General features: G+C 44.5%; 26 protein-coding genes. 3 read left to right on the plus strand and 23 right to left on the minus strand.

The genetic code is table 11. The annotated features are described in order from the left end of the window. Window positions 1-166 precede the first annotated feature (166 nt). Window positions 167-883, minus strand: coding sequence for a GDSL-type esterase/lipase family protein (locus AAEM60_RS19990; RefSeq protein WP_299743256.1), 717 nt, complete (start codon window positions 881-883; stop codon window positions 167-169). A 508-nt stretch (window positions 884-1391) separates the two neighbouring features. Continuing rightward, window positions 1392-1706 carry a MerR family transcriptional regulator gene (locus tag AAEM60_RS19995; RefSeq protein WP_299743253.1) on the minus strand — a complete coding sequence of 105 codons (315 nt, stop codon included), beginning with the start codon at window positions 1704-1706 and terminating at the stop codon, window positions 1392-1394. A gap of 182 nt (window positions 1707-1888) precedes the next feature. Between AAEM60_RS19995 and AAEM60_RS20000 the strand changes: the two genes are divergently transcribed. Then, window positions 1889-2041, plus strand: a complete 153-nt coding sequence (locus tag AAEM60_RS20000) for a Fur-regulated basic protein FbpA (RefSeq protein ID WP_299743251.1) — start codon at window positions 1889-1891, stop codon at window positions 2039-2041. An 83-nt stretch (window positions 2042-2124) separates the two neighbouring features. On the opposite strand, the gene trxB is transcribed toward AAEM60_RS20000, so the two are convergent. The 15 genes from trxB to hprK form a co-directional block, all read right to left on the minus strand. Beyond that, on the minus strand, window positions 2125-3072 hold the full coding sequence (trxB, locus tag AAEM60_RS20005; protein WP_299743248.1) for a thioredoxin-disulfide reductase: 948 nt from the start codon (window positions 3070-3072) through the stop codon (window positions 2125-2127). A 150-nt stretch (window positions 3073-3222) separates the two neighbouring features. Further along, entirely contained in the window at window positions 3223-4734 is a 1512-nt protein-coding gene (locus AAEM60_RS20010; protein ID WP_299743245.1) for a tetratricopeptide repeat protein, read from the minus strand. A gap of 125 nt (window positions 4735-4859) precedes the next feature. Continuing rightward, a complete protein-coding gene (gene hisIE / locus AAEM60_RS20015; protein WP_341356957.1) occupies window positions 4860-5489 on the minus strand; it encodes a bifunctional phosphoribosyl-AMP cyclohydrolase/phosphoribosyl-ATP diphosphatase HisIE in 630 nt (209 codons plus the stop codon). Beyond that, a complete protein-coding gene (hisF, locus tag AAEM60_RS20020; protein ID WP_299743239.1) occupies window positions 5486-6244 on the minus strand; it encodes an imidazole glycerol phosphate synthase subunit HisF in 759 nt (252 codons plus the stop codon). Before hisF ends, hisIE begins: the two co-directional genes overlap by 4 nt. After that, complete coding sequence (gene hisA / locus AAEM60_RS20025) at window positions 6238-6972, minus strand: 1-(5-phosphoribosyl)-5-[(5-phosphoribosylamino)methylideneamino]imidazole-4-carboxamide isomerase (RefSeq protein ID WP_299743236.1); 735 nt, start codon at window positions 6970-6972, stop codon at window positions 6238-6240. The genes hisF and hisA overlap by 7 nt, the downstream gene beginning before the upstream one ends. After that, window positions 6969-7604, minus strand: a complete 636-nt coding sequence (hisH, locus tag AAEM60_RS20030) for an imidazole glycerol phosphate synthase subunit HisH (RefSeq protein WP_341356958.1) — start codon at window positions 7602-7604, stop codon at window positions 6969-6971. The genes hisA and hisH overlap by 4 nt, the downstream gene beginning before the upstream one ends. Before the next feature lie 3 nt (window positions 7605-7607). Beyond that, the gene (gene hisB, locus AAEM60_RS20035) at window positions 7608-8192 is read right to left on the minus strand and encodes an imidazoleglycerol-phosphate dehydratase HisB (RefSeq protein ID WP_299743978.1); all 585 of its coding nucleotides are present in this window, start codon (window positions 8190-8192) and stop codon (window positions 7608-7610) included. A gap of 57 nt (window positions 8193-8249) precedes the next feature. Beyond that, complete coding sequence (gene hisD / locus AAEM60_RS20040; protein WP_341356959.1) at window positions 8250-9521, minus strand: histidinol dehydrogenase; 1272 nt, start codon at window positions 9519-9521, stop codon at window positions 8250-8252. Window positions 9522-9719: 198 nt separating this feature from the next. Continuing rightward, window positions 9720-10343 carry an ATP phosphoribosyltransferase gene (gene hisG, locus AAEM60_RS20045; RefSeq protein ID WP_299743228.1) on the minus strand — a complete coding sequence of 208 codons (624 nt, stop codon included), beginning with the start codon at window positions 10341-10343 and terminating at the stop codon, window positions 9720-9722. Beyond that, window positions 10340-11527 (minus strand): ATP phosphoribosyltransferase regulatory subunit, encoded by a 1188-nt coding sequence (locus AAEM60_RS20050; RefSeq protein WP_341356960.1) that lies wholly within the window; start codon window positions 11525-11527, stop codon window positions 10340-10342. The genes hisG and AAEM60_RS20050 overlap by 4 nt, the downstream gene beginning before the upstream one ends. A 218-nt stretch (window positions 11528-11745) precedes the next feature. Continuing rightward, window positions 11746-12285 (minus strand): acyltransferase, encoded by a 540-nt coding sequence (locus AAEM60_RS20055; protein ID WP_341356961.1) that lies wholly within the window; start codon window positions 12283-12285, stop codon window positions 11746-11748. Next, a complete protein-coding gene (gene ppaX / locus AAEM60_RS20060) occupies window positions 12282-12932 on the minus strand; it encodes a pyrophosphatase PpaX (protein ID WP_341356962.1) in 651 nt (216 codons plus the stop codon). Before ppaX ends, AAEM60_RS20055 begins: the two co-directional genes overlap by 4 nt. Beyond that, window positions 12904-13869: a nucleoside recognition domain-containing protein gene (locus tag AAEM60_RS20065; RefSeq protein ID WP_299743217.1), complete on the minus strand. Its 966-nt coding sequence runs from the start codon at window positions 13867-13869 to the stop codon at window positions 12904-12906. The genes ppaX and AAEM60_RS20065 overlap by 29 nt, the downstream gene beginning before the upstream one ends. 19 nt (window positions 13870-13888) lie before the next feature. Continuing rightward, on the minus strand, window positions 13889-14725 hold the full coding sequence (gene lgt / locus AAEM60_RS20070) for a prolipoprotein diacylglyceryl transferase (RefSeq protein WP_299743214.1): 837 nt from the start codon (window positions 14723-14725) through the stop codon (window positions 13889-13891). A 64-nt stretch (window positions 14726-14789) separates the two neighbouring features. Further along, window positions 14790-15725: an HPr(Ser) kinase/phosphatase gene (gene hprK / locus AAEM60_RS20075; RefSeq protein WP_299743211.1), complete on the minus strand. Its 936-nt coding sequence runs from the start codon at window positions 15723-15725 to the stop codon at window positions 14790-14792. 266 nt (window positions 15726-15991) lie between these two features. Here hprK and AAEM60_RS20080 point away from each other — a divergent pair, with 266 nt between their 5' ends. Further along, window positions 15992-16657 (plus strand): N-acetylmuramoyl-L-alanine amidase, encoded by a 666-nt coding sequence (locus tag AAEM60_RS20080; protein ID WP_341358029.1) that lies wholly within the window; start codon window positions 15992-15994, stop codon window positions 16655-16657. A 127-nt stretch (window positions 16658-16784) separates the two neighbouring features. Here the strand turns inward: AAEM60_RS20080 and AAEM60_RS20085 are convergent, their stop codons facing one another. The 6 genes from AAEM60_RS20085 to uvrB all read right to left on the minus strand — a co-directional run bounded on the left by AAEM60_RS20085 (window position 16785) and on the right by uvrB (window position 24324). After that, the gene (locus AAEM60_RS20085) at window positions 16785-17141 is read right to left on the minus strand and encodes a phage holin family protein (protein ID WP_341356963.1); all 357 of its coding nucleotides are present in this window, start codon (window positions 17139-17141) and stop codon (window positions 16785-16787) included. Then, window positions 17141-17344 (minus strand): PspC domain-containing protein, encoded by a 204-nt coding sequence (locus AAEM60_RS20090; RefSeq protein ID WP_299743205.1) that lies wholly within the window; start codon window positions 17342-17344, stop codon window positions 17141-17143. Before AAEM60_RS20090 ends, AAEM60_RS20085 begins: the two co-directional genes overlap by 1 nt. A 21-nt stretch (window positions 17345-17365) precedes the next feature. Then, on the minus strand, window positions 17366-18493 hold the full coding sequence (locus AAEM60_RS20095) for a DUF4097 domain-containing protein (RefSeq protein WP_341356964.1): 1128 nt from the start codon (window positions 18491-18493) through the stop codon (window positions 17366-17368). A 22-nt stretch (window positions 18494-18515) separates the two neighbouring features. Then, the gene (locus AAEM60_RS20100) at window positions 18516-18830 is read right to left on the minus strand and encodes a DUF4870 domain-containing protein (RefSeq protein WP_113970834.1); all 315 of its coding nucleotides are present in this window, start codon (window positions 18828-18830) and stop codon (window positions 18516-18518) included. Window positions 18831-19460: 630 nt separating this feature from the next. Next, complete coding sequence (gene uvrA, locus AAEM60_RS20105) at window positions 19461-22334, minus strand: excinuclease ABC subunit UvrA (protein ID WP_299743193.1); 2874 nt, start codon at window positions 22332-22334, stop codon at window positions 19461-19463. A 7-nt stretch (window positions 22335-22341) separates the two neighbouring features. Next, the gene (gene uvrB / locus AAEM60_RS20110) at window positions 22342-24324 is read right to left on the minus strand and encodes an excinuclease ABC subunit UvrB (RefSeq protein WP_299743190.1); all 1983 of its coding nucleotides are present in this window, start codon (window positions 24322-24324) and stop codon (window positions 22342-22344) included. Between the two features lie 623 nt (window positions 24325-24947). Between uvrB and AAEM60_RS20115 the strand changes: the two genes are divergently transcribed. After that, the gene (locus AAEM60_RS20115; RefSeq protein ID WP_341356965.1) at window positions 24948-26945 is read left to right on the plus strand and encodes a peptidoglycan recognition family protein; all 1998 of its coding nucleotides are present in this window, start codon (window positions 24948-24950) and stop codon (window positions 26943-26945) included. Window positions 26946-26997 lie beyond the last annotated feature (52 nt).

A 26997-nucleotide genomic window follows, 5' to 3' on the forward strand; every position in this document is an offset into this window, starting at 1 on the left:
ACGGGATTTATTACTTAAAAGGGGGTCAATTTCTTATTTTCTATATTACCCGAAAATTGTTTCACTAGTGTTACAACAGATTTAAAACGGTATTACGGAATTGTTAATGTATAACAACAGGATTTACGAAACTTCATAGATTCTGTTGAATATTGTCATTTCAGGGTTAGAATTCATAGTTTTTCATGATTTGATCTGCAAGTAGTTCGTATCCTTTACCATTTGGATGAAGAGAATCATGGAAATAGTTTTCCTTGGACTTCCCTTTAAATAAGGGATTGGTGGAGACGTATTTCACGTTCTCATGTTTCTCCGCTTCTTTCATCATGGATTCATTCCAATCATCCACGTATGCCTCGATTTTATCACTATCTTTATCTGGATATGGATTGTATAAACCTAACACGATGATGTCAGCTTCTTTATTGGCTGTTCCAACGATATTTAAGATTTTATCCAAATGGTCGAGATAATCCTTCTTCGCCTCAACAATCTTATCATGATGAAGAGGAAATAAGTCTCCACCATTGTTTTTAATCAAATCATTGGTCCCGATGTTTATAATAAAGACATCTGCTTCACTTAAATCCTCTGCTACCTCTGGTTTCACAATCTGTCCCAAGAGCTGATCCGATTGCTGCCCCGGTACTCCGAGGTTTTGAAAGCTATAAGATATCTTTGTATGCTCTTTATTTACTTTCTCTTCCAACCGTCCAATATAACCCGCTTCTTGTTTATCACCATATCCATATGTCAGGGAATCTCCCAATGCGATTACCCGCTTCTTGGATGATGATTGGGTCTCATCGGCATAAAAACTAAAATACACGATGGGAATAAGGGCAAACAACGCTACTAAAGAAACGATTTTCCATATTTTCATTCATGATCCGACCTTCCGAAAAAACCAGGATGACTTTCATAATGTTGGTTATTCCCTTTTTAGAGGGTTGTAATCCTGTTTATTTTTGGAAGTTTCCTGACGATCGAATCGTTTTTCATTTCTTTTCTTATTCGTGTCGAGGGGCGTTTTTTGGATGTAGAAATTGTCTTGTAGATGGCTATTGCATGAGTCTAAGTTCACTTTACACGGCATGAGTCTATTATTGGCTTGGTCCTCACGGATTTTCCCTTTATGAGCGGTAGTACCCTATGCAGTATAGGGTATTCATTGAGGTTTAGTTGAAAAAATCCGGCCGCTTTTGTTAATAATAGAGCCGAAATCGATAAAAATACAGCAGTTTTTGGGATTAATCCGGCCGAAATCAGGAAAAATCCAGCCATTTTACTTTTTTTACCACACACAAAGCATCATATACCCTAATACACACTTTGCAGATTCACAAAACCCCGTCAAAAACGAACGATCTCCGCTCCAGAGGTCCGTCCCCTTATTTCTTCTGAACTCCAAACCGCGCATTGAGCTGGCCCCTTATCATTTTCTGCTTTGCTTCTTTTCTCTCTTTTCTGGATAATTCATGTTTGATTTCCTTTGTCGTGACCCCTTCTTCTCGCTGGTCGGCGATATCCATTAATCGTTCTACGTCGGAAAAGGAGTATTTGCGATAGCCTCGATTCGAACGCTGTGGAAAGATCAGATTCTTCTCTTCGTAATAACGGATCTTCCTCTCGGTTAATCCGGTCAATTCACTCACGACACCGATTGATATCACTTTTTTATCCTTATAGGAAGGTTCATTTTCCACGCTCTCCTCATCCTCCTAGGCAGGGAATATCTTGATTATACATGTCCCTCTAACGGATTTGGACTATTATGTTAGAAAACCTCACAAAGAATTCTAAATTGGAAGAAAACTTTACAAACTAGAAGATTTCCACATTCATTCCCTTTACACTATGGATAAGAATCCAAAAGGAGTGAACACGCATGCCATTTTTACGTGAAGCCGTTGAACGAGAGAGGCAGCAATTTATTCGTCGGTTAGTAGAAGCTGGTGTTTACAAGCCATGTGATGAAGGATTGAAGAAGCTGACGTTGTCGGAACTGGTGTATGTTTTTAACAAACATAAGAGGGAATAACTCATGTACTGATCCTACACTCTTACCCTAATAAAACAAAAAAAGCCTTACGAAAAGTCTCTCCTTCTCGTAAGGCTTACTTATTAACCGTTTTTAACTTTTTCTTTTAGCTCTTCGATATAATGCTGAGCCGTTTGAGCGGCGATACTTCCGTCACCCGTTGCGGTAACGATTTGGCGGAGTTGTTTTTCGCGGACATCTCCGGCTGCAAAGATTCCAGGAACCTTTGTTTCCATTTGTTCGTTTGTTTCAATATAACCTTCAGAGTTGATGATTCCAAGGTTAGCGAATGGTTTTGTCAGTGGAAGCATTCCGATGTAGATGAAGACACCATCTGCTTGGAAATCTGTCTCTTTTCCATTTTCTGTAGAAACAAGGGTCACACTGCCTACTTTGCCATCTTTGTCGTTGATTTCTTTCACTGTGTGGTTCCAGATGAAATCAACTTTTTCATTATCAAAGGCACGCTGTTGCAGGATCTTTTGAGCACGAAGCTCATCGCGACGGTGAACGATCGTTACTTTGTTAGCGAATCTTGTCAGGTAAACCCCTTCTTCTACAGCAGAGTCTCCTCCACCTACGACCACAAGGTCTTTTCCTTTAAAGAATGCTCCGTCACATACTGCACAATAAGATACTCCGCGTCCGCCAAGCTCTTTTTCCCCTGGTACGCCGATTTTTTTGTATTCAGCACCCGTCGTGATGATGACGGCACGCGCTTTGAATTCTTTCGAACCGGTTTTGACGATTTTGAAGTCTTCTCCGTCAACGATTTCTTTAATGTCCCCGTATGCGTATTCCGCACCGAATTTCTTCGCATGATCGAACATTTTATTTGAAAGATCTGGTCCCAGAATATGGTCGAAGCCTGGATAGTTCTCCACTTCTTCCGTATTCGCCATTTGTCCACCCGGCACTCCTCTTTCAAGCATAAGCGTTGAAAGACTTGCGCGAGACGTATAAACAGCTGCAGTCATTCCTGCGGGGCCCGCACCTACAATGATTACATCATAAATTTTTTCTTCAGACATAATGACATTCTCCTTCCGAAACAGTCGTAAGCATGTTCTTTATTTAAATACTATGGATCGTAAACGTAATGGTGCTAAACCTTCCACCCATAGTATTAACTTCCTACACCTATCCTATAAAAAATAGGTTCCCATCGTCCAAAAATATGCTCACGGAAGGTAACTTTCCACGACTGCAATGTATTTTGTCAAGGTACTCGCAGATAAATTGAATCGATCACATAGCTGCTTCTTCGTGACCTTTTCATTTCGCAGCCGATTCCATACAAATTCGGTTGCCGCTGCAAAAGCTTTGGCATTCTTGAAAGTTTCCCGTTCTTTTATGCCTCTGTAGGCAATTGTAAACCAAGTAAGAAACAATCCGGACTCCACGCTCGTGATCGGTCGGTGATCCCCATAAAGGTGCAGAGCCACTTGATGCATATTCCGTATCTCCTGATTCACTTTAATCGAGCTGTTTCCGTTGCTGTTTAACACTTGTGCTAAATACACCTTTTCAACAATCGACAGGTCCTCCACATCACAAAAGTCTGCGTGAGTCAGGATGGCTCTCTGATTATCTGAAATAGACGTAAGAAACAGACCGAATAACTTTTCTTCCGTATATTCACTTTGCAGTTTTTTTAAAATCGATGTGACGTGATTTTCAAAGCCCTCTGCCTGCTTTTGATCGTTCCAAGGCTCGAGTCCCTCTTTTTCCGGGTTGATATCAAGTACCCTTTTCCACGCATTACGGGCAGTATCCTCATGACCCGTTTCATAAGCAGAATACGACAACCAATAATAGAAGCTCGCATCGCCCTCGAAGCCAATCTTCTGAAGGGACTTCAACCAATCATACGCCCGCTTCGAATGACCAACAAGCGCAAACGTAGCCCCCAGCTTGTAACGATGCTCATGAAGTAAGGGACGGACCTTCTCAAGACCCTGTATCAATTCGTCCAGTTCGTCATGACGCTTCTGATAGAAATAAAAAACAGCCGTATTGCACAGGGCATGAAGATTTCCAGGATTCTTCTCCAGCACCTCTTCCAACGTAGCAGCTGCTTGATCGACTTCACCTAAATAGAAATAGGCAAGTGCCAGATTATTATAAGCTGACCAGAATTCCGGATAATCTTGAATGACCGCCTGTAAGGTATCCACGGCTTTTTGAAAATGTCCTGATTCAAGAAGGTCTCTTGCTTTCTCCTGTTGGACGATGAGCTCATCATGCTCGTATAAATCGTCCACAATCAGATCGGAATCGAGCTCCAGAAGTTCTAATAAATCTTCTGCATCCTCGACGAATTCACCATATTCTTCTTTGTCAAGATAAGCCGAAACCTGTTCGTACGCCTCTTTAAATAAGCCTAAATGGGCATAATTGTTGGCCAAAAAATAATGACACTCTGACATTCTTGGATCCAGATCATCCAAGATTTGATGCAATAGATCATTGGAGCGCTTGTATTCACCAAGCTCTGTATACACAATCGATAATTGACAGGCAATCATCGGTTCTACTGGTTCTAATTGAAATGCTCTATTTAAATATTTTAATGATTTTTTAAGCTCTCGACGTTGATAAGCCTTCATCCCTTTGTTGTAGTAATACTCGCCAGTCGGGACAAAAGACAACACTTTCGCTTGTTCACTACCTAATTTTGACCCTTTTCTCATCAAAGTCCTCCGAAACGTTCATAGTATAACTACAGTAGTATATCATACAATACCCCCGTACTAAACTACCATATTTTGAGGGACGGACCTTTACGCGTATGCGCGAAGGTCCGTCCCTCAGTAGGTTATTTATTATGACGTTCCACAAGGACTTCCAACACATCTTGAAGTGGAAGTTTTTGTTCTCTTAATAATACAAGGACGTGGTAGAACAGGTCGGCGACTTCCCATTTCAGTTCTTCACTGTCCCTGTTTTTCGCAGCGATGATCACTTCTGACGCCTCTTCGCCTACTTTTTTAAGGATTTTGTCTACACCTTCTTCAAAGAGATAGGTTGTATATGCTCCCTCTGGTCGGTTGATTTCACGATTTTCAATGAGTTTTTCCAGAGTGAGGAGGATATTTTCTGTTGATGATTTTTCCTCACCGTACACTCCTTCATGGAAGCAGCTCTCTTCCCCTTTATGACAGGCAGGACCTTGTTTATCGACGAGGACAAGGATGGCATCTTTATCACAATCCCACGTGATATTCTTGACCGTTTGGGTGTTCCCGCTCGTTTCACCTTTATGCCACAGCTCCTGGCGTGAACGGGAGTAAAACCACGTTTCTCCTGTCTCAACCGTTTTCTTGAGAGACGTTTCATTCATGTAGGCCAGTGTTAAAACTTCTTTTGTCGAAGCGTCCTGGATGATGGCAGGTACCAATCCTTTATCATCGTACTTCACGGATGCGATCCAACTGTCATTTGTCATCGTACATGCACCTCCTGCTCTCTTAAGTAGCTCTTTACTTCTTCAACGCTCGTTTCTTTATAGTGGAAGATGGAGGCTGCAAGGGCCGCATCGGCTTTGCCCTCGGTGAATACTTCTTTGAAGTGCCTGGCATTTCCTGCTCCGCCTGAAGCAATCACCGGAATCGAAACCGCTTCGCTGACTGCCTTCGTCAGGGCCAGATTGAACCCCTGCTTCTCTCCATCGCTATCCATGCTCGTTAACAAGATCTCTCCCGCACCGAGTGATTCTACTTCCTTCGCCCATTCCACGGCATCCAGGTCTTTCAGCTTTCTGCCTCCATGGGTATAAACTTTCCAACCTTTGCTCTCTTCATCAAGTTTGGCATCGATGGCCACTACGATACATTGAGATCCGAAATAATCCGCTCCTTCACGGACAAGCTCAGGCCGCAGTACGGCAGCTGTATTAAGGGATACCTTGTCTGCCCCTGCACGCAGGATGGCTTTCATATCTTCAACTGAGTTAATCCCTCCACCTACTGTAAAAGGGATCGCCAATCCCGCAGCGACATGCTGAACGACTTCCACCATCGTTTTCCGTCCTTCATGTGAGGCTGAAATATCCAGGAAGACAAGTTCATCGGCACCTTGCTCATCGTACACTTTAGCAAGTTCAACGGGGTCTCCTGCATCTCGCAGCTCCACGAACTGAATGCCTTTTACCACTCTTCCATCCTTCACGTCCAGACACGGAACAATCCGTTTCGTTAACATGTTTTCACCTCATTTATGGCCTCTCTCACCGTGAACTTTCCTGTATATAGTGATTTTCCACAAATCGCACCGGAGACACCTTGGTTTTCGTATTGCTTTAAAGTCTTCAGATCTTCAAGTGAGCTAATGCCTCCAGACGCAATCACTGATTTCCCCGTTTGTTTGGCAAGATCGACAACCGCTTCAACATTGGGACCAGATAGCATTCCGTCTGTGGCAATATCGGTGAAGATGAATGTTTCTGCACCAGCTTCAGCCAGTTCTTTTCCAAGGTCCACCGCTGTAAGGGAGGAAGTTTCCAACCAGCCATGAGTTGCCACATAGCCATCCTTTGCATCGAGTCCGATGGCAATCTTATCACCATATTCCGACAGCCATTCCTTCACTAATTCTGTGTTGGAAACGGCGATACTTCCAATGATCACACGATCCACACCTCGGCTTAAATAGTGCGCGATGTCCTCTTTCGACCGGATACCTCCGCCAATCTGAACCTTGGCATCCAGCTTTTCTGCAACGGCGATCACGAATTCATCATTGATCCGGGAGCCTTCCTTTGCCCCATCAAGATCTACCATGTGAATCCACTCGGCCCCTTCATCGGCGAATTTCTTCGCCATATCAAACGGAGAGTCTCCATAAATCGTTTCTTGATTATAGTCACCTTGAACGAGACGAACGCATTTTCCGCCACGCATATCGATCGCTGGATAAATCGTAAAACTCATGAGACCGCCTCCTTTACCCGTTTTGTAAAGTTTTCTAACAGCTTCATTCCAAGCTCACCGCTTTTTTCAGGGTGAAACTGCATTCCAAATATATTTTCCCGGCTCACGACTGCAGGGATTTCAACTCCCGCATAGTCAGCACTTGCCACTATCACGTCTTTGGATCCTTCGTGCACATAATAGGAATGAACGAAGTACACATAGCCTTCTGATAACCCATCTAAAAGGGGGGATTTTTTTTGGTAACGCAGAAGATTCCATCCCATGTGAGGGACTTTGAATGCGTTTCCTTGACTGTCCTTTTTCGGGATGTGAAGCACTTCTCCCGGAAGAAGAGCCAATCCTTTTGTTGCTCCATTCTCCTTGCTTTCTTCAAACAGTAGCTGCATACCCAAACAAATGCCTAAGAGCGGCTTCCCGCTTTGGGCAAAAGTGAGGATAGTGTCTCTTAAGTGAGTGGTTTCAAGAAGATTCATAGCATCTTTAAATGCTCCGACTCCCGGTAAAATCAACCCATCTGCGTTCAGTAACTCCTCTTGTTGATCACTGATAAAATAAGGAACGTTCAACCGTTCGAGTGCTTTACTGACGCTGAACAGATTCCCCATCCCATAATCTACAATGCCGATCATGAATTATAACATTCCCTTCGTAGACGGAACCCCTTTTACCCGGGGATCGATCGTGGTTGCTTCATCCAGGGCACGTCCCAGTGCTTTAAAGATCGCTTCGATGATATGGTGTGTATTGTGACCATAATGAACGATGACATGAAGATTCATTCGCGCCTCAAGGGCAAGCTTCCAAAGGAATTCATGTACAAGCTCTGTATCGAAAGTCCCGACTTTCTGACTTGGAAGTTCTGCACGGAACTCAAGGTGCGGACGATTACTCAGGTCCACTACGACTTGGGCAAGGGCTTCATCCATCGGAACCATTGCTGAGCCGTAGCGCTTAATCCCTTTTTTATCTCCCAGCGATTCCAGTAATGCCTGTCCTAAGCAAATGCCGATATCTTCTGTCGTGTGATGGTCATCCACTTCAATATCACCGTTTGCCTCGATCACACAATCGAATTGCCCGTGCTTCGTAAATAAGTCCAGCATATGACTCATAAACGGGACGCCCGTCTTAATCTCCGAATTCCCCTCTCCATCGATCCCAAAATTCAAGCGAATATCGGTCTCATTCGTCTTTCGAACAATCTCTGCACTTCTCACCATGATGTCCTCCTTTTTGGAGGGACGGACCTCTGTGAGGTCCGTCCCTCTTCCCTATTATTCTTTATCGAATCGAATCTCAACTGCTCTTGCATGGGCTTCCAGTCCCTCTAAGCGGGCAAGCTTCGCGATTTTTTGATGATTTTGTCGCAGTGCTGTTTCACTATATGAAATGACACTTGTCTTTTTCATGAATTCGTCTACATTCAACGGACTTGAAAAACGCGCTGTCCCATTGGTCGGGAGAACGTGATTCGGTCCTGCAAAATAGTCCCCGACAGGCTCGGAGCTGTAGCGGCCGAGAAAGATCGCTCCGGCATGACGGATTTTGGCCATCGTTTCAATTGGCTTCTCTGTCAGTATTTCCAAATGCTCTGCAGCGAGCTTGTTCACAACATCTATTCCTTCCTCTATGTCTCTCGTCACATAGATCACTCCGTAATCGGTGATGGATTGACGGGCGATCTCTTCACGTGGCAGGGAAGTCAGTTGTTGTTCAACCTGTGAGGACACCGCCTCAGCAAGTGTCTCCGAATTCGTCACAAGAACGGCAGATGCAAAAACGTCATGCTCCGCTTGGGAAAGAAGGTCAGCGGCAATTTCATCAGGGCGTTGATGTTCATCGGCCAAAATCACGATTTCACTCGGGCCGGCGATCATATCAATATCCACATCGCCAAACACTTCTCGTTTTGCCAGGGCTACATAGATGTTCCCTGGACCTGTTATTTTATCTACAGAGGTGATGGATTCAGTCCCATACGCCAGTGCGGCTACGGCTTGAGCACCGCCAACTTTAAAGATGTCTTCCACACCGGCAATTTTAGCTGCGACCAATACGCCGGGAGATAGCTTCCCATCCTTACCCGGTGGCGAAACCATCGTGATTTGTTTGACCCCGGCTACTTTAGCCGGCAATACATTCATTAATACAGAGGACGGGTATGCAGCCGTCCCGCCTGGCACGTACACGCCTACTGAATCAAGTGGCGTCAGCTTTTGGCCAAGCATCGTCCCATCCTCATTGGTGGTAAACCATGAGGCTCTCTTTTGCTTAAAGTGAAAGTCACGGATATTATCCGCAGCTTCTTCAATGATCGAGACCATCTCAGAATCCAGAGAAGCAAAGGCTTCCTCGATTTCACTCTGTGTAACCTTGTAGTTCTCTAATTGAACCCCATCAAATTTCTCCGTATACTCACGGACTGCCTGATCTCCATTCTCTTGCACAGAAGAAATAATCCCCTGAACTGCTCTTCGCTGTTCCTCCGTACCACTATCGATCGAGCGCTTAATCGACGCCCCGTTAATATCCTTAATAATCTTCATACCATTTCACCAGCCTTCGACGGGGACGGACCTGCTCACCACAGCAGATGCCGTATTCCCTATGTAATCTATATTTGGAGGGACGGACCTTGACGTGAATGAACAAGCTTCCGAACCTCGGAGTCTCTTTATACGTGTTGTAATCCCTTTATTAACGGGCTCCAGGCAAGGTCCGTCCCTCTTACCCACTCTTACCCATTAACCGATGATGCGTGTCAGCCGGGTGACGAGGTCTTCGATTTTTTCGTCTTTCATACGGTAGCTGACGGGATTGACGATGAGTCGCGAGGTGATGTCGACGATGGTTTCGTATTCCACCAGTCCATTTTCCTTCAGGGTTCTTCCCGTCGAGACGATATCGACGATGCGATCAGCGAGGCCGATCAAAGGAGCGAGCTCAATGGAACCGTTGAGTTTAATGATTTCCACTTGCTCTCCCTGCTCCCGGAAATAGGAAGATGCGACATTCGGATATTTTGTGGCGATTTTCGGTGCCACATCACTCATCTTTGTATTCGGGAGTCCTGCTACCGCCAGATAACAGCCGCTGATCCGTAAGTCCAACAGCTCGTATACGTCCCGTTCTTCTTCGAGCATAACGTCCTTCCCGGCAATCCCTAAATCAGCGACTCCATGCTCTACATATGTCGGAACATCCATCGGCTTCGCCAGGATGAACCGTAAATCTTCCTGGGGAACTTCGATAATCAGCTTTCTCGAATCATCGAATTCAGGCGGCAGATTGTAATCTGCCTTCCTTAATAGTTCTACTGCTTCTTCAAATATCCTGCCTTTAGGCATGGCAATGGTTAATGAACTCATGATGTTTCACCGCCTTTCGGGTCCTGCCCCACAACGAAGTGTACATTGCTGAAGCCCTTCGTAAACTCATCCACGTCTCCTACGCCCTTCCAGTTCTGAAGAACAACCTCGATTCCTTCACTTCTCAGCTCATGAGCCAAACGGATCGCTTCTTTCCTGCGTTCATCACTGAATAGCACACATTGCTGAAGGGTTGAGGATAACTGAACCTGCATAGCTTCCAGCACATAATCAAGACGCAGCCCAAATCCTGTCGCACCTGAATTTTTCCCGAACTTTTCAAGCAGTTTATTGTAGCGGCCCCCATTTCCGATCGCAAACCCTACATTTTCTCCGTACACTTCAAATAATATCCCGGAATAATAACTCATGTGGCTCACCAGACTCAAGTCGAACTTCACATATTGCTCCACTTCATAATCTTTTAAAATACTCCATAGGTCTTTTAGCTGTTTGAGAGCGTTAAGCCCTTTTTCCCCCTCTAAAAGGGAATGCGCTTCTCCTATCACATTTTCAGATCCACGCAATTGAAGAAAACGGAATAGTCGCTGCTTATCGATGGACGAAAGCGCGAGCTCATTGACATGCTGGCGATATCCAACATAATTTTTCTCATATAAGTATCTTCTTAACGTATTCGCACGCTCTTCTGTCCCAACGATCTGAGTGAACAGCTCTTGAACAAATCCAATATGCCCGATTGAAATTTTGAAGTTTTCCAATCCAGCTTCTTTTAGGACCGATACCATTAACGCAATCACTTCAGCGTCGGCGCTGACTGAGTCGTCGCCGATGCATTCGATTCCGACCTGCTCAAACTCGGCCGGACGTCCGCCTTCCCGCTGTTGTGCTCTAAATACTGAATTTGAGTAGGCCAGTCGCAGCGGTGCCTCATCTTTCAACAATTTTGATGCGGCAATCCGGGCGATCGGCGCTGTCATATCAGGTCTTAACACGAGGGTATGCCCCTGCTGATCCAGGAGTTTGAATAGCTGTTGATCCAAGATGGCAGATGCCTCACCAACCGTTTCATAATATTCAAGGCTTGGAGTTTCAATAAATTTGTAACCCCAGAGCTTCATCGCTTGTTCCATTTTATTCTTCGTCTGATCTTTGATTTCGTATAAATCAGGAAATGTATCTCTCATTCCCAATGGCTTCTCGAACATAAATAACTTAGTCATAAGAACCACCTTTGGCGTATTAATTCATCTATTTTCCCCCGATTTGGGGATTGCTACTAATTGTAGATTATTCAGAAATCCTTTAGTTCGCTAATGTGCTAATAAAATAAAGTTATTTGTAGTGTAGCGCTTCTTTTTTTATTCGTCAACCGTTTGATTTGTGGATTTTTCAAAAAAAAAAGGCAAAAATAGAACTCAGTCTATCTTTGCCTTTTCCCTTATTCTTCTCTTTTCAATCCGTAGATGGCATCTTCTCGCCAGCGTTCGGCAAGTTCGTCTTTGGTATAGATGATCCTCATGGGATTTCCACCGACGAATGCGCCTGCCGGGACATCTTTATGTACTAGAGTTCCTGCCGATACGATGGCTCCGTCGCCAATCTGAACACCCGGTAATATCGTGGTGTTGGCCCCGATCATCACTTCCGATCCGATTTCCACATCACCTAATCGGTATTCCTTGATCAGGTATTCGTGGGCGAGGATCGTCGTATTGTACCCGATGACCGTATTACGCCCGACCGATATTTTCTCCGGAAACATCACGTCAAGCATCACCATGAGGGCAAATGACGTATGTTCACCGATCTTCATCCTCAAAAACGTCTTATACAACCAGTTTTTCATCCCCAAAAAGGGTGTGTACCTTGCCAGTTGAATCACGATGAAATTTTTGACGACCTTCCCGAAAGGAACGGTTTTGTAAACATGCCAGAGAGAATTTGCTCCTTCTACAGGGTAGCGGGTCGTTCGTCTCATGCAGTAGGAACTCCAACAATCGGTAATAAGTCTTTCATATTATCCAGCATGAAGTCCGGTTCGTAGAGAGCCAGATGCTCTCTTCCCTTTGCACTCCACGCGACACCTGCCGAAAGCACTCCTGCATTTTTCCCGGCTAAAATGTCGTGGTGATTGTCCCCGATCATGATTGCTTCTTCAGGCGAGGACCCCAATGTCACGAGAGCTTTCTCAATCGGTTCAGGATGAGGCTTCGCGTTCTCTACTTCGTCCAGGGTGATGATGACTTCAAAGAAGGGACGAAGATTCATAAGGTCCAGCCCTTTTAAAACAACATCACGGACTTTCGTTGAGACAATCGCTAATTTATATCCATTTTCATAGAGGGCTTGAACGGTTTCATACACCCCTTCAAACTCAGTCACTAGTGCGTCATGATGCTCATGATTATAAGCACGGTAGTGGGCACACATCTCTTCCACACGATCGGGATCCAACCCTCCAAATGATTCTTCCAATGGTGGCCCCATAAAAGGATGAACGTCCTTTTCCCCGTACTGTCCTGGATAATAATGATTCAATGTGTGCAAAAAGGAAGAAATAATTAAATCATTGGTATTGATCAATGTTCCGTCTAGGTCAAATAATATTGTTGTAATCCTGCTCATAATGTCTCTCCTTTTCTTTCTTTGCATCTACCCTGTTCCAAATGTAGGAAACCGCCATCGTTAACAAAATCGCAGTGACCAGCCTGATGATCAGAAGGGGCAGGACAGGGATCCCGAGTGGGATAAAGATTAACGTATCCTCCACCACTGCGTGACATGAGACTAAAAAGATGAAGGCAATCGTGACATCCTTCTTACTCACGCCATCTTCTTTTACTGCCTGAATCATGACTCCTGCTCCATATGCCAGCCCGATGACGAGTCCCGCTACCATCGTGGATGAAGTATTTGCATTCATGCCAAGTGCCCGGGTGGCAGGGGACATCCAGCGTGAAAAAACATCCATCCATTTCAAATCTTTCATCACTTGAATAATCATCATAAGAGGAATGACGATAAGAGCTAATTGCAGGACACCAAACCCTGCTTTCTCAATTCCCAGGAGAATGATTTCTCCCCATCCATCCGGCTCGGCTTGCTGAGGAGGCATCATTCCGTACTTGGCGATATCAGTTCCACCTTTCCAAACAAGGTTGATCACAACAGCAGACAGCAGAGCCAATCCGATCCTTACCGCCACAATCAGCCAGATCTTCACGCCCACTTTTGCAGCTACCGTTGATTCAATGAACAAATTATGAGAGAAGGAGAGCATCACCGCAATGATGAATACTTCTTTTACCGTTAAATCAAGGGATAGGATTCCCCCGATACCTGCATACAAGTTAAGGAAATTCCCTAATACAAGAGGAATGGCCGCATCACCTGAAAGACCGAGGAGCTTCATAAAAGGAGAGATTTTCTCCATGACCCACGGAAGGACAGGCGTGTATTGAAGCAAAAACACAATCAGCGTGATTGGAAAGATGACCTTCCCTAATGACCAAGTGGTTTTCAATCCTACGAGGCCGCCATTTTTCAATGATGACATCCACATTCTCCCTACTCCCCTTTTGTTAAGCGTTTACGCTATCCGTTTTCTCATCGTATGCCTTTTTCGCAAGGCCTGCTTTTCTTCTGTAAAAGAACAATACAAGAGATCCAATAATAAGAACAATGGATATCACTTGAGCAAAGCGTAAAGGTCCCAGCATCAGACTATCCGTTCTCAATCCCTCGACAAAGAATCGCCCGATGGAGTACCAAACCACATACGTAAGGAAAAGTTCCCCACGACGGAGGCTGCTTGCTTTCCTTCTCATGACAAGAAGTAGGATCAGGCCTGCGAAACTCCAAAGAGACTCATATAAGAATGTAGGATGATAATATGCTCCATTAATGTACATTTGATTGATAATGAAATCAGGCAGCATCAGGTTTTCAAGAAACGCACGGGACACTTCTCCACCATGAGCCTCCTGGTTAACAAAATTGCCCCAGCGTCCGATTGCCTGACCTAAAATAATACTCGGTGCCGCAATATCAACAAGCTTCCAGAATGGCAGCCCCTTTATTTTGGCAAAAACAATGGTGGTAAGAACCGATCCGATCAATGCGCCATGAATGGCGATTCCACCATTCCACACTTTAATGATATCCCCGGGGTGATCGGCATAATAATCATTCCATTCAAAGATGACATAATAAGCACGTGCACAAATGATAGCGATAGGAATTGCCCAAACGAGCAAATCGATGAATGTATCGGGATGAAGACCCAATCTTTTGCTCTCACGAATGACTAAATAGAGTCCTAATGCGATCCCAAGCCCGATAATGACACCGTACCAGTGTACTTGGATCGGCCCAAGAGAAATGGCAATGGGATCGATTGGCGTAATGTTCTCGTTCATTTTGTCTCTCCTTTATTAATTAGATAGCATGTGATTGATAACATCTTTACGTTTTATGTAAGGATCAGATATCTTCATTCTCTCCATCTTCAATCACATCAGACAGACGGCTTGTAAATTGCTCTGCTGCATTTACACCCATACGTTTCAGACGGAAGTTCATGGCAGCGACTTCAATGATAACCGCAAGATTTCGTCCAGGACGAACAGGTACGGTTAGTTTGGTAATATCTGTATCGATGATTCTCATTTTTTCTTCATCCAGACCAAGTCGGTCGTACTGCTTCGCTTTATCCCATAGCTCGAGATTAATACAAAGTGTGATGCGCTTATAATTGCGCACAGCTCCTGCTCCGAATAACGTCATCACATTGATGATGCCCAAGCCGCGGATTTCCAACAGATGTTCAATTAACTCAGGAGAGCTGCCGATTAACGTATCCATGTCTTCTTGACGGATTTCTACGCAATCATCTGCTACAAGCCGGTGTCCTCTCTTCACAAGTTCCAGAGCTGTTTCACTTTTACCAACACCGCTTTTTCCGGTGATCAATACTCCGACTCCATAGATATCCACCAATACACCGTGGATGGCCGTTGTAGGAGCAAGCTTACTTTCCAAATAATTTGTGAGCCTCGAAGAGAATCGTGTTGTTTTCATTGAAGAACGCATGACAGGAACATCATATCGATTCGATGCCTCCACTAGCTCAGGCGGGATTTCCAGGTCTCTGGAGATGATGATACCAGGCGTGATATCTGTACAAAGAGCTTCCATTCGGCGCTTACGTTCTGTATCATCCAGCAAATCCAGGAAAGATAACTCGGTTTTTCCCAATAATTGGATACGCTCTGCGGGATAGTAGTTGAAATAACCGGCCATCTCTAATCCCGGACGGGAAATATCACTTGTTGTGATCGGTCTATGTAAACCTTCTTCTCCACCGACAAGCTCTAATTTAAACTTATCGACGATATCTTTAGTGCGAACTTTTGCCACTAATAGCTCCTCCTTCACGTTACACTCGCCTCATATTTATAAACGTTTCGTACTCTAACCTATTTTAGCAATTATAGAGAAAAGCGCAAGGCAGCTTACTTGTGACAAGGGGAAGGATGCGTATTTCCTCTTCTCGGTTCAGCTATATGCCTGCTCCTTCCTGAAATTTGAAGGTCCGTCCCTTTTCAGCGGTACCCTTGAAACGACTTTTTACATATATGAGAGGTGAGAAGTTCGTTTAAGGGAGGATGATGAGGTTGAAGATTATGTTGGATGCCGGGCATGGTTATGAGACTCCGGGGAAGAGGACACCGGATGGAATGAGAGAGTATGAATTTAACAGGGATGTCGCAGCATTTTGCAGAAATGAGTTGGCAAAATATGATGTGGAAGTTTACTATTCTCACTCAGATTCAAAGGATATCCCCTTACAATTGAGAACGGATCGAGCAAACAACCTAAAGGTGGATGTATTTGTATCGATTCACGCAAATGCGTTTGGTTCAGGAGGCTGGAACGATGCATCGGGCATTGAAACGTATGCCTACATTACACAGCCTTCCAAAAGTACTGCCTTGGCAAGAGAGATTCAATCTCACTTGGTCGCCTCTACCCAAAGACGGGATCGCGGTGTAAAGTTTGCCAACTTTCATGTACTAAGGGAAACGGACATGCCCTCTGTTTTAATTGAATGCGGGTTTATGACAAACCGTGAAGAAGCAGCCCTGTTAAGAACCAGAACCTACCGTCAAATATGTGGAAAAGCCATCGCCAAAGCCCTTGTTGCCTTCTACCAATTGAAGTCTAAAGAGCACACCTCCCTTTACAAAGTTCAGTTAGGAGCATTTTCAAACGAAGAAAATGCCCTTCAACTGGCAAACCATCTAAAAAAAGCAGGATTCGCTCCTTATATTTATATAGAATCAAAGTAACAGAACGGTGACCTGTGCTACGCACCATTAAATGCTTCGATGACATACGTAAAGTGTTTGTGAGCTTGCTTTTGTTCATTACGAAAAAAGACCCTGTCTCATGGCCCGAGACAGGGTCTTTTCTTTATTACTTCTCTTTCATAGGTTCAAGGACCGTTTTTTGAATCACCAGATTGGCAAGAGACAAAATGATCGATGCCAGAAAAGCCATGCCAAAGCCGGATATCTCAAAGCCGCTTCCCATCAAACCATCTGTCAGGAGTAACGTGATGGCATTAATGACGAAGAGAAACAGTCCCAGTGACAAAATCGTAACCGGCAAAGTCAGGATGATCAAAATGGGCTTCACAAGAACATTCAGGATCGACAGGATAAAGCTCGCTCCTATAGCAGCGCCTATGCCGGACACTTCGAACCCCTCGAAAAAACCTGCTAATGCAATAAAGATTACTGCATTGATTAAAATTCCTATAATCCATCTCATTATCTGATGGCTTCCTCCTCATGTGGCAGCACGAAGGCTAATAAAGCGTATACGACGACCAGAGGAAAGAATCCCGTCGGAATGAGAAGGATGATGAAAATCACCCTTAGAATCGTAGCATCGATTCCCACATAACGGGACAATCCCCCAATCACCCCAGAAAGCTTTCTGTTTGACCTTGATCGTGCTAATTGTTTTTTCATCTTTATTCCTTCTTTCTCATCTTATGCGTTGTCCTTATTAACATTCTTCTGTTCATGCTTTTTTATGAGGACAGATCCTGCTTTTGTTTCTGCAAAAAGATGAAGCTTATCTAACGAGTTGGTTTTGCGACTGAAACGAATCGACTTTTGGACCACTTCGTTTTTTTCTTCTAGTACATCAATACCCTGCAACTCAAGCTTAAAACTACCGAAGTTTGATTTTGCCTCCCCGGAAATGTTGATGTTCTCAGGTACGAGTAAATCGATGTTACCCGTTACCGTCTTTGCGTGGAGTGTATCCGCTTTTTCCCCCGTTAAGGCACAAACGATGTTTCCATTGAGGGACTGCACATCTGAATAAGAGATGTCTCCTTCAACATGCACCTTGCCGTTAATGGATTCCGCTTCAATATGGTCTGCTTTCGCATTCATGATGGAAATCGCACCATTGGAGGTTTCGACCTCGGCTTTCTTCGTCGTCAGATGGTCGATATGAATCTTCCCATTCGCCGCCTTGGCACGAAGATCCTGGACCTCTAAATTCTCGGCTTTTAAACCTCCATTGAATAAACGGACAGAAACCCTCTTATATTGATGCTTTGGAATGTATAGCTTAGAATCCACTTTCATCCACTTTAATTGCGTCGAGTAATACAGCGTATCCCCGTCGACGGCAAAGGATGTATTCTCCATGAACTGCTTTCTCGCCTCTTCGTGATTTTCCGTACGAAAAACCTTGGCCTCGCATTCCACACGGACTTCCTCACCGTCCCACGGAATAAGCTCAACCTTCCCATTGGCCACATCTATATCAATTTTCTCAAAATGAGTATTGGGCTGCTGGTAAACATGAGATAATTCAACCGATTGATTCCATTGAAAGTCGAAGTCGAAATTTTTGATTTTGTTTAACGCCGAATTCATGAAATCAAGGAGCTTATCTTTCGGATTCCCCGAATGGGACGAGTGATCTTTTTCACCCTTTTTCTCATCTTGAAAGATGGATACAAACTCATCAAGGAAATCCTTCTCTTTTGCCTTAGATGTATTCGGCTTTTGATCAAGTGCTTCCAATAACGCCACTGCTTCCTGTGCCGAAATCGTCCCATTTTCCAACATATCCAAAATGCGTTTCCGTTCTTCATTCATATTCTTTCATCCCCTTTATTGATTATAAAAGTACTTTGATGCCCTTATACACGTTCCAAATGACTACGACAACACTAAGTAATATGGCTAAACCGATCATGATGACGGTGAATATCGGCAATCCCGCACCACTGGCGAAAACCCCCATATCCAAAAACAAGCCTGCAATGACAAGGGGAACCGCAACGACCGGTAATAAGTGAGATAAAAAGGCTGCTTTTGCGTCCTTTTTCACATAAGGATTATCTGATACAAAATAAACGATCAGCGGAAAAAGGAAGCCTGCAAAAAATATACTGAAATAGCACAGGGCGGATAATACCTTATTGGTCTCCATCTTCATCATCTCCTCTACTACTATTTACGATACGTGAAGCAAAAGGTTTCAATGCATTTGTTTGTAATCTTATTTTCACATAGTGGGAATGTTCTTCACTCCAACTTGAGGCTGATTTTAGGTAGGTATGGAGGTGTGGTTTGGGTTGGTGGATGGAGATGGTAATGGTGTAGTGTTTTAGTTAAAAAGAGGCTGGGACAAAACTAAAAAACCACGATATAAAAATGAACAATAGTGGTGGAGGTTCTTTATACCGCTAATGATTTCCGTGCAAGACTACGCTTTCCGCGGGTAGCCCGTGAGCCTCCTCGGCAAGCCTGCGGGAAGAAAAGCGGAGGGGCTTTGTTCAGAGGCGGGTGGCATAAGGCGAAGCGGCCACGAAGGCGTTCTTTGCCTTCTTGGACGATTTGACTTATGACATGTGCCTCTAAGCCCCGGAGCTGGACGGGTCTCACATAAGCTACTTTTCCCGCAGGAGTCTTCGTCTTGCACTCCAATCAACCGCTGGAAACAGCTAAAATCAAATGTACCGAAATTAAATAATAAACCCGAACAAATCTGCCTACTAGGAAGCAGATTTGTTCGAGTTTTACTTAGACTAAAACACTTTTGTCCCAGCCTCTTTAGTCACTAATTCGTCACTTCTTCTTTTTCCCTGATCTTCTTCTTCATCCGTTCACGATCGCGCTCAAGCACAGGTTTCAGGTATTTTCCTGTGTAGGAACCTTGTACTTCAGCCACTTTTTCAGGGGTTCCGCTTGCGACGATGGTTCCACCTTTGTCCCCACCCTCAGGACCAAGATCTACAAGGTAATCGGCTGCTTTAATGACATCGAGATTGTGTTCGATGACGAGGACCGTATCCCCGTTTTCTACAAGACGCTGAAGTACCACTAAGAGTCGTGCAATGTCATCCACATGAAGTCCTGTTGTCGGCTCATCTAAAATGTAGAGAGAGCGGCCAGTAGAACGACGATGCAATTCTGAAGCAAGCTTCACGCGCTGGGCCTCTCCCCCTGATAGCGTAGTGGCGGGTTGACCTAATGTGATATAGCCAAGTCCGACATCAAAGATGGTTTGCAGCTTACGTTTGATCTTCGGGATGTTTTCGAAGAATTTCACTGCGTCTTCGACTGTCATCTCAAGTACATCGGAAATATTTTTATCTTTGTATTTCACTTCAAGTGTTTCCCGGTTATATCGTTTCCCGTGACAAACTTCGCATGGAACGTACACATCGGGAAGGAAGTGCATTTCAATCTTGATGATTCCGTCCCCGCGGCATGCCTCACAACGGCCGCCTTTTACGTTAAAGCTGAAGCGGCCTTTTTTATAGCCACGAACCTTTGCTTCGTTGGTTGTGGCAAACACATCACGGATATCATCGAATACCCCGGTATAAGTGGCAGGATTCGATCTTGGGGTACGGCCGATGGGTGATTGATCGATATCAATGACCTTATCAAGGTTCTCAATCCCTTTCACTTCTTTATGCTCACCAGGCTTCGATTTCGCATTGTGAAGCTTTTGAGCCAGTGACTTATGCAGGATTTCATTGATCAACGTACTTTTACCTGATCCCGACACTCCTGTCACCGCTGTGAAAATCCCCAATGGCAGCTTCACTTTTACATTGTTCAGGTTATTTTCTTTCGCTCCTACAATTTCTAAATACCTGCCATCAGGCTTACGTCTTTCCTGTGGAAGGGGTATGAATTTCTTCCCTGACAGGTATTGACCTGTCAATGAGTTCGGATCGTCCATTACTTCCTGAGGAGTCCCGGCAGACACCACTTCTCCCCCATGAACACCTGCACCTGGTCCTATATCGATAAGATAGTCCGCAGCCATCATCGTATCTTCATCATGTTCCACTACGATTAATGTGTTTCCTATTTCACGCATGTTCTTTAAAGTGTCAATCAGTCGATCATTGTCCCTTTGGTGCAGCCCAATCGATGGCTCATCCAGGATGTACAGGACACCTGTCAGACGTGAACCGATTTGAGTGGCTAAACGAATACGCTGAGCTTCTCCTCCTGATAAGGTTCCTGCTGCACGGCTTAGTGTGAGATATTCAAGACCTACATTCACTAGAAAACCGAGGCGTTCACGGATTTCCCTCAAAATAAGGTTGGCAATTTTCATATCCTTTTCGGATAGCTCGAGTTTATGGAAAAACTGCTCTGCTTCTTCAATAGAAAATGCGGTTACTTCCCCAATATGAAGAGAATCTACTTTGACTGCCAGGCTCTCTTCTTTCAAACGGTGACCGTTACAGGTTGGACAATCTTGCTGTGCCATGTATTTCTCCATCTGTTCACGGATATAATCAGAGCTTGTTTCACGGTAACGTCGCTCAACATTCGGGATGACACCTTCGAAACGAAGATAGTTTTCACGAACTTGACCGAAATCGTTCTCGTAACGGAAGTAAATCTCATCCTTGCCGGACCCAAATAGGATCTTATCCATTTGCTGCTTTGGAATATCCTTTACAGGCATATCCATCGGAATTTCATAGTGATCACATACGGCCTTTAGAAGAGATGGATAGTATTGGGAGCTTGTTGGTTCCCATGGAGCAATGGCATGCTCGTCGAGAGTGCGATCCCAATTGGGAATCACAAGCTCCTTATCGACCTCAAGCTTTGTCCCTAATCCGTCGCAGCTTGTGCAAGCACCGTATGGACTATTGAAGGAAAACATTCTTGGCTCCAGTTCCGTAATGGAAAACCCGCAGTATGGACATGCATGATGCTCACTGAATAAAAGCTCTTCTTCCCCGATTACATCGATGATCACCTGACCGTCTGCCAATCTGAGTGCTGTTTCAAGTGAGTCAGAAAGTCGGGCTGCCACACCTTCCTTCACAACGATTCGGTCGATGATCACCTCGATGGAGTGCTTTTTATTTTTTTCCAGGGAGATTTCTTCCCCAAGATCCTGGACTTCACCGTTAATACGAACTCGAACAAACCCTTGTTTTTTGATTTCTTCAAGGGTTTTCACGTGCGTTCCTTTTCGTCCAGACACAACAGGCGCCAGTACTTGAAGCTTTGTTCTTTCCGGGTACTCAAGTATCCTGTCGACCATTTGTTCAATCGTTTGGGAGGAGATTTCGATCCCGTGATTTGGACAAATCGGTTTCCCTACTCTTGCAAACAGCAGTCTAAGGTAATCGTAAATTTCGGTTACCGTCCCTACTGTTGAACGGGGATTACGACTCGTTGTTTTTTGATCGATGGAAATCGCCGGGGACAACCCCTCGATGGCATCGACATCAGGCTTATCCATTTGACCTAAAAATTGACGGGCATAGGCAGAGAGGGATTCTACATAACGTCTTTGTCCTTCTGCATAAATGGTGTCAAAGGCCAGGGAAGACTTCCCGGAACCGGAAAGCCCGGTTAATACGACCAGTTTATCCCGTGGAATTTTAATATCTATATTTTTCAGATTATGAGCTCTGGCTCCTTGTACGATTATTTGATCTCGCGCCATATTTCGTTCATCCTTCCGCCTTGAGCTCAAGAATGGTATCACGAAGCTGTGCAGCGCGCTCAAAGTCCAATGCCTTGGCTGCTTCCTTCATTTCCACTTCTAAGCTAGCAATAAGTTTTTGTCGCTCCGGTTTAGACATTTTCGAAACCTTTGTCTGTTCTCCTTCATAAACCCCTGCTTCTTCTGCGGCATGTGTTGCCCTGATGACATCCCGGATTTCTTTTTGTATTGTCGTCGGGGTCACGCCGTGTTTTTCATTGTATTCTTCCTGTATCGTCCGACGACGTTCTGTTTCATCAAGTGCTTTTTGCATTGAGTCGGTAATTTTGTCCGCATACATGATGACTTTACCGTTACTATTACGGGCTGCACGGCCAATCGTTTGAATGAGGGAACGTTCAGAACGCAGGAAGCCTTCTTTGTCAGCATCCAATATGGTGACAAGTGACACTTCGGGGATGTCCAATCCTTCACGAAGTAAGTTGATCCCGACTAACACATCATATTTCCCCAAACGGAGATCCCGGATAATTTCAATACGCTCTAACGTCTTGATCTCTGAGTGCAAGTATTGGACTTTTATCCCGATCTCCTTCAGATAGGCAGAGAGATCCTCGGACATTTTTTTCGTTAAGGTGGTCACCAGGACACGCTCGTTTTTCTCAATCCGTTCATTGATCTCACCTAACAAATCATCAATTTGCCCTTCGATTGGCCGCACCTCGATGAGTGGATCCAGCAGTCCGGTTGGGCGGATGATCTGCTCGACCATTTCAGGACTGTGCTCCAACTCATATGGTCCCGGAGTTGCCGAAACATAGAGAAGCTGCTGGGTTTTCTTTTCAAACTCCTCGAAGCGCAGGGGACGATTGTCCATGGCTGAAGGCAGGCGGAATCCGTGATCCACAAGCACCTTTTTACGGGCCTGATCCCCGTTGAACATCCCCCTGATTTGAGGTAACGTCACATGGGACTCATCGACCACAATTAAGAAGTCGTCTGGAAAATAATCCAGAAGAGTATACGGAGTCGACCCGGCCGGCCTTAGTGTCAAGTGACGGGAGTAGTTTTCAATCCCCGAGCAAAAGCCCATCTCCCGCATCATCTCCAGATCGTAACGGGTACGCTGCTCTAAACGCTGGGCCTCTAGCAGTTTATTTTCTTCTTTCATGATGGCTAGCTGCTCTTCAAGCTCTTTTTCAATATTCTTGATGGCTACCTGTAATTTTTCTTCACGGGTTACGAAGTGGGAAGCAGGAAAAATCGCGATATGATCTCGATCGCCCATGATTTCGCCGGTCAGGGCATCCACTTCACGAATCCGGTCGATTTCATCTCCGAAAAACTCTACACGCATACAGTGTTCATCCCGGGAAGCCGGGAAAATTTCCACTACATCGCCTCGCACACGGAAGGTTCCACGCTGGAAGTCGATATCATTTCGTTCATATTGTATATCCACAAGCTTACGCAGCAATTGATTTCGTTCGATCTCCATCCCGGTTCTGAGGGAAAGGACGAGCTCCCGATATTCTTCCGGGTTACCTAAACCGTAAATACAGGACACGCTGGCAATGATGATGACATCTTTTCGCTCAAACAAAGAAGATGTAGCAGAGTGCCTGAGTTTATCGATTTCATCATTGATGCTGGCATCCTTCTCGATAAACGTATCCGTTTGAGGAACGTATGCCTCCGGCTGATAATAGTCGTAGTAACTGACAAAATATTCAACGGCGTTATCAGGAAAAAACTCTTTGAATTCGCTGTAGAGCTGTCCTGCCAACGTTTTATTATGAGCAATGATGAGGGTCGGCTTTTCAACCTGCTTGATTACATTGGAAACAGTGAATGTCTTTCCGGTCCCTGTTGCCCCAAGTAAGGTTTGATGACGTTTCCCTTCATTTATACCTTTAACCAATTTTTCAATTGCCAGGGGCTGATCTCCCTCTGGTTTATATTTAGACTTGAGCTCGAATTGATCTTTCACCGTGAAACCTCCTATAATAAAGGACTGCTACCTTGTATTTACCTACTTATACCCATCTTAAACACTGTCCATTCATCTATACACATTCTACCACATTTCCTACATTATTAACCAATAATAAGCGAACAAAAGTTCGTTTTTCTTGATATTTAAGGGTCGGACCTCATGAAACGTCCTCTTGGTTGTGGATAACATTCGGTGAAGTAGCAAATTAGAGGCTTGAATTGAGATTTCGACATTTTACGGGAGGTGACAAAGAAATTTTCGACACAATCCGAGCATTTCTATACACACCCTGTGTACAACTATGTGTATAAGTCGATATTCCTTGTGGAAAATCCCTAAACTTATTCACAATTCGTCAAAATTCTTGTGAACAATGTTGATGAATGCGTATTCAATCTGTGAATAACCCGTCCAACACTTCATTTATTCACACTATTCTTTATTTATCCACAATTAAGAAACCTCTCACTGAAATGCTTTCTACCACATCATAAGGCTTATCCCGACACAAATATTCATCTAGGCATATCCCTAATAATTGATTGACTATTCTGTCTTATTTCCAATAAGCTTTTTTATAAGTTCTACAAAAAATACATAGTGTTCAGGAGGAATGTATGAAAAAATCTAAATGGCTACAAGTCGCCGGTTCCCTTAGTTTAACGGGATTTCTGTTGAGTTCCACCATTACCCCGATGGCACCATCGATCACCTCTCATGGAGTGGCAAAAGCTGAAGTTGTCGATTCACTCGAGTTGCAAAAAGCGTTCCAACAAGCTGCGCAGGAATTCAATGTCCCAGTTGAAATTCTACTTGCAGTGGGGTATAACGTATCACTGTGGGAGCATCACGACGGAAAGCCAAGTGCTTCCGGAGGCTACGGATTGATGCATCTGACGGATGTTAATACTGATCGTTTAGAAGATACCCACAGCGATGAACCCGCTCATATGTTTTTATCCGGTAAAGAGGACGCAGACGCTCAGCCCTTAGAAAAATCAACACTGAAAATCGAATCTACATTAGACATCCATGATCCAAAACTTCACACTCTGAATACCGCAGCTGAACTACTCTCTCTTCAACCAGAAACGTTAAAACAAAATAAAAAGCAAAATATCCGCGGTGCTGCAGCACTTCTGGCACAGTATGCCAAAGATACCACTGGAAAAACACCCTCTGACATAAATGGATGGTATGGGGCAGTCGCAAAATACAGCGGTTCAAACGACTACTCGGGAGCGAAGGACTTTGCGGACCGTGTATACGAGACAATCAATAATGGGGTGACGAAACAAACAGAGGATGGATCTTCCTTAACGTTAGCGCCTAACCAAACCAGCCCTAATCAAGAATCAATCCAATCGTTAAACTTAAAAATGGATACTGAAGAAACTGGGGCCGATTGTCCGAATAGCCTTTCATGTCATTACGTTCCGGCAGCTTACAAGAAGATTGACTGGGGCGGCGGGACCTACTATGAAACTTCATACGGCAATTACGACATTGCAAACAGACCGCATGACAATCAGGAAATCAAGTACATCGTCCTCCACGACACAGAAATCAGCTATGATTTAACCAAAACCGTGTTTCAGCGGGAATGGACCCAGGCTTCCGCTCATTATGTGATCCGTTCTTCCGACGGTGATATCACGCAAATGGTGGACAATAAAGATGTGGCCTGGCATGCCGGAAACTGGTATTTCAACTCCAAGAGCATTGGTATCGAGCACGAAGGTATCGCCATTGAGGGGGCAGCCTGGTATAACGAACAACTGTATCATGCATCAGCCCGATTAGTAAAACATCTTTCTAAAAAGTTCAATATTCCATTGGACCGCGATCATATCATTGCACATGATGAGATACCTGGGACGACAGCTGCAAGACAACCTGCTATGCACTGGGATCCAGGTCCATTCTGGGATTGGGCACATTATATGCAAATCCTTGGAGCTCCCCTGGAGTCAGGAAAAGGACAAAAAGGCATCGTCCAAATCCGTCCGAATTTCGAAACAAACAAGCCAATCCTTCAGACCCCATCGGGAGAACCTGTACCTGAACAATCGGCAAATTTTGTGTATTTGTATACAGCCCCAAGCTTTGATGCTCCGTTAATCAAAGACGCTGCCCTACCGAACGCCCACCCACTCGATGCGTCCAATTGGGGTAACAAGGCGGTTACAGGGCAAACCTTTTACAAGGCAGAAGAACAAGATGACTGGACAGCGATTTGGTACGCAGGACAAAAAGCGTGGTTTTATAACCCTAAGGGAACGAATACAACAAAAGCATCAGGTATTGTGATCACACCTAAAGATGGAACTTCGGGTATCCCTGTTTACGGACTGGCTTATCCAGAAGAAGAAGCTTTTCCTGATGGCATCCCGGTAAGAGGAATGTCCCCTCTTCAGTACACGCTGACTTCTGATCAAAAGTATGTAGCAACCGAAAAAGTAAAAGGAAGCTACTACAGTGCACCTGTTTACACGTACAATCCAGAGACGACACATAAAATCGTCTGGGGGAATGATGAGTTTTATCTTATCCACTTAAACCATCGCCTGGCATTTGTAAAAGCCAGCGATGTCGATGTTGTAGCTACTCCATAAAAAACACGGGCTGACTTTTAAAAAAAGTCAGTCCGTGTTTTTTCAGAACTTC

Source organism: Rossellomorea sp. y25 (genome assembly GCF_038049935.1).
Classification (GTDB): domain Bacteria; phylum Bacillota; class Bacilli; order Bacillales; family Bacillaceae_B; genus Rossellomorea.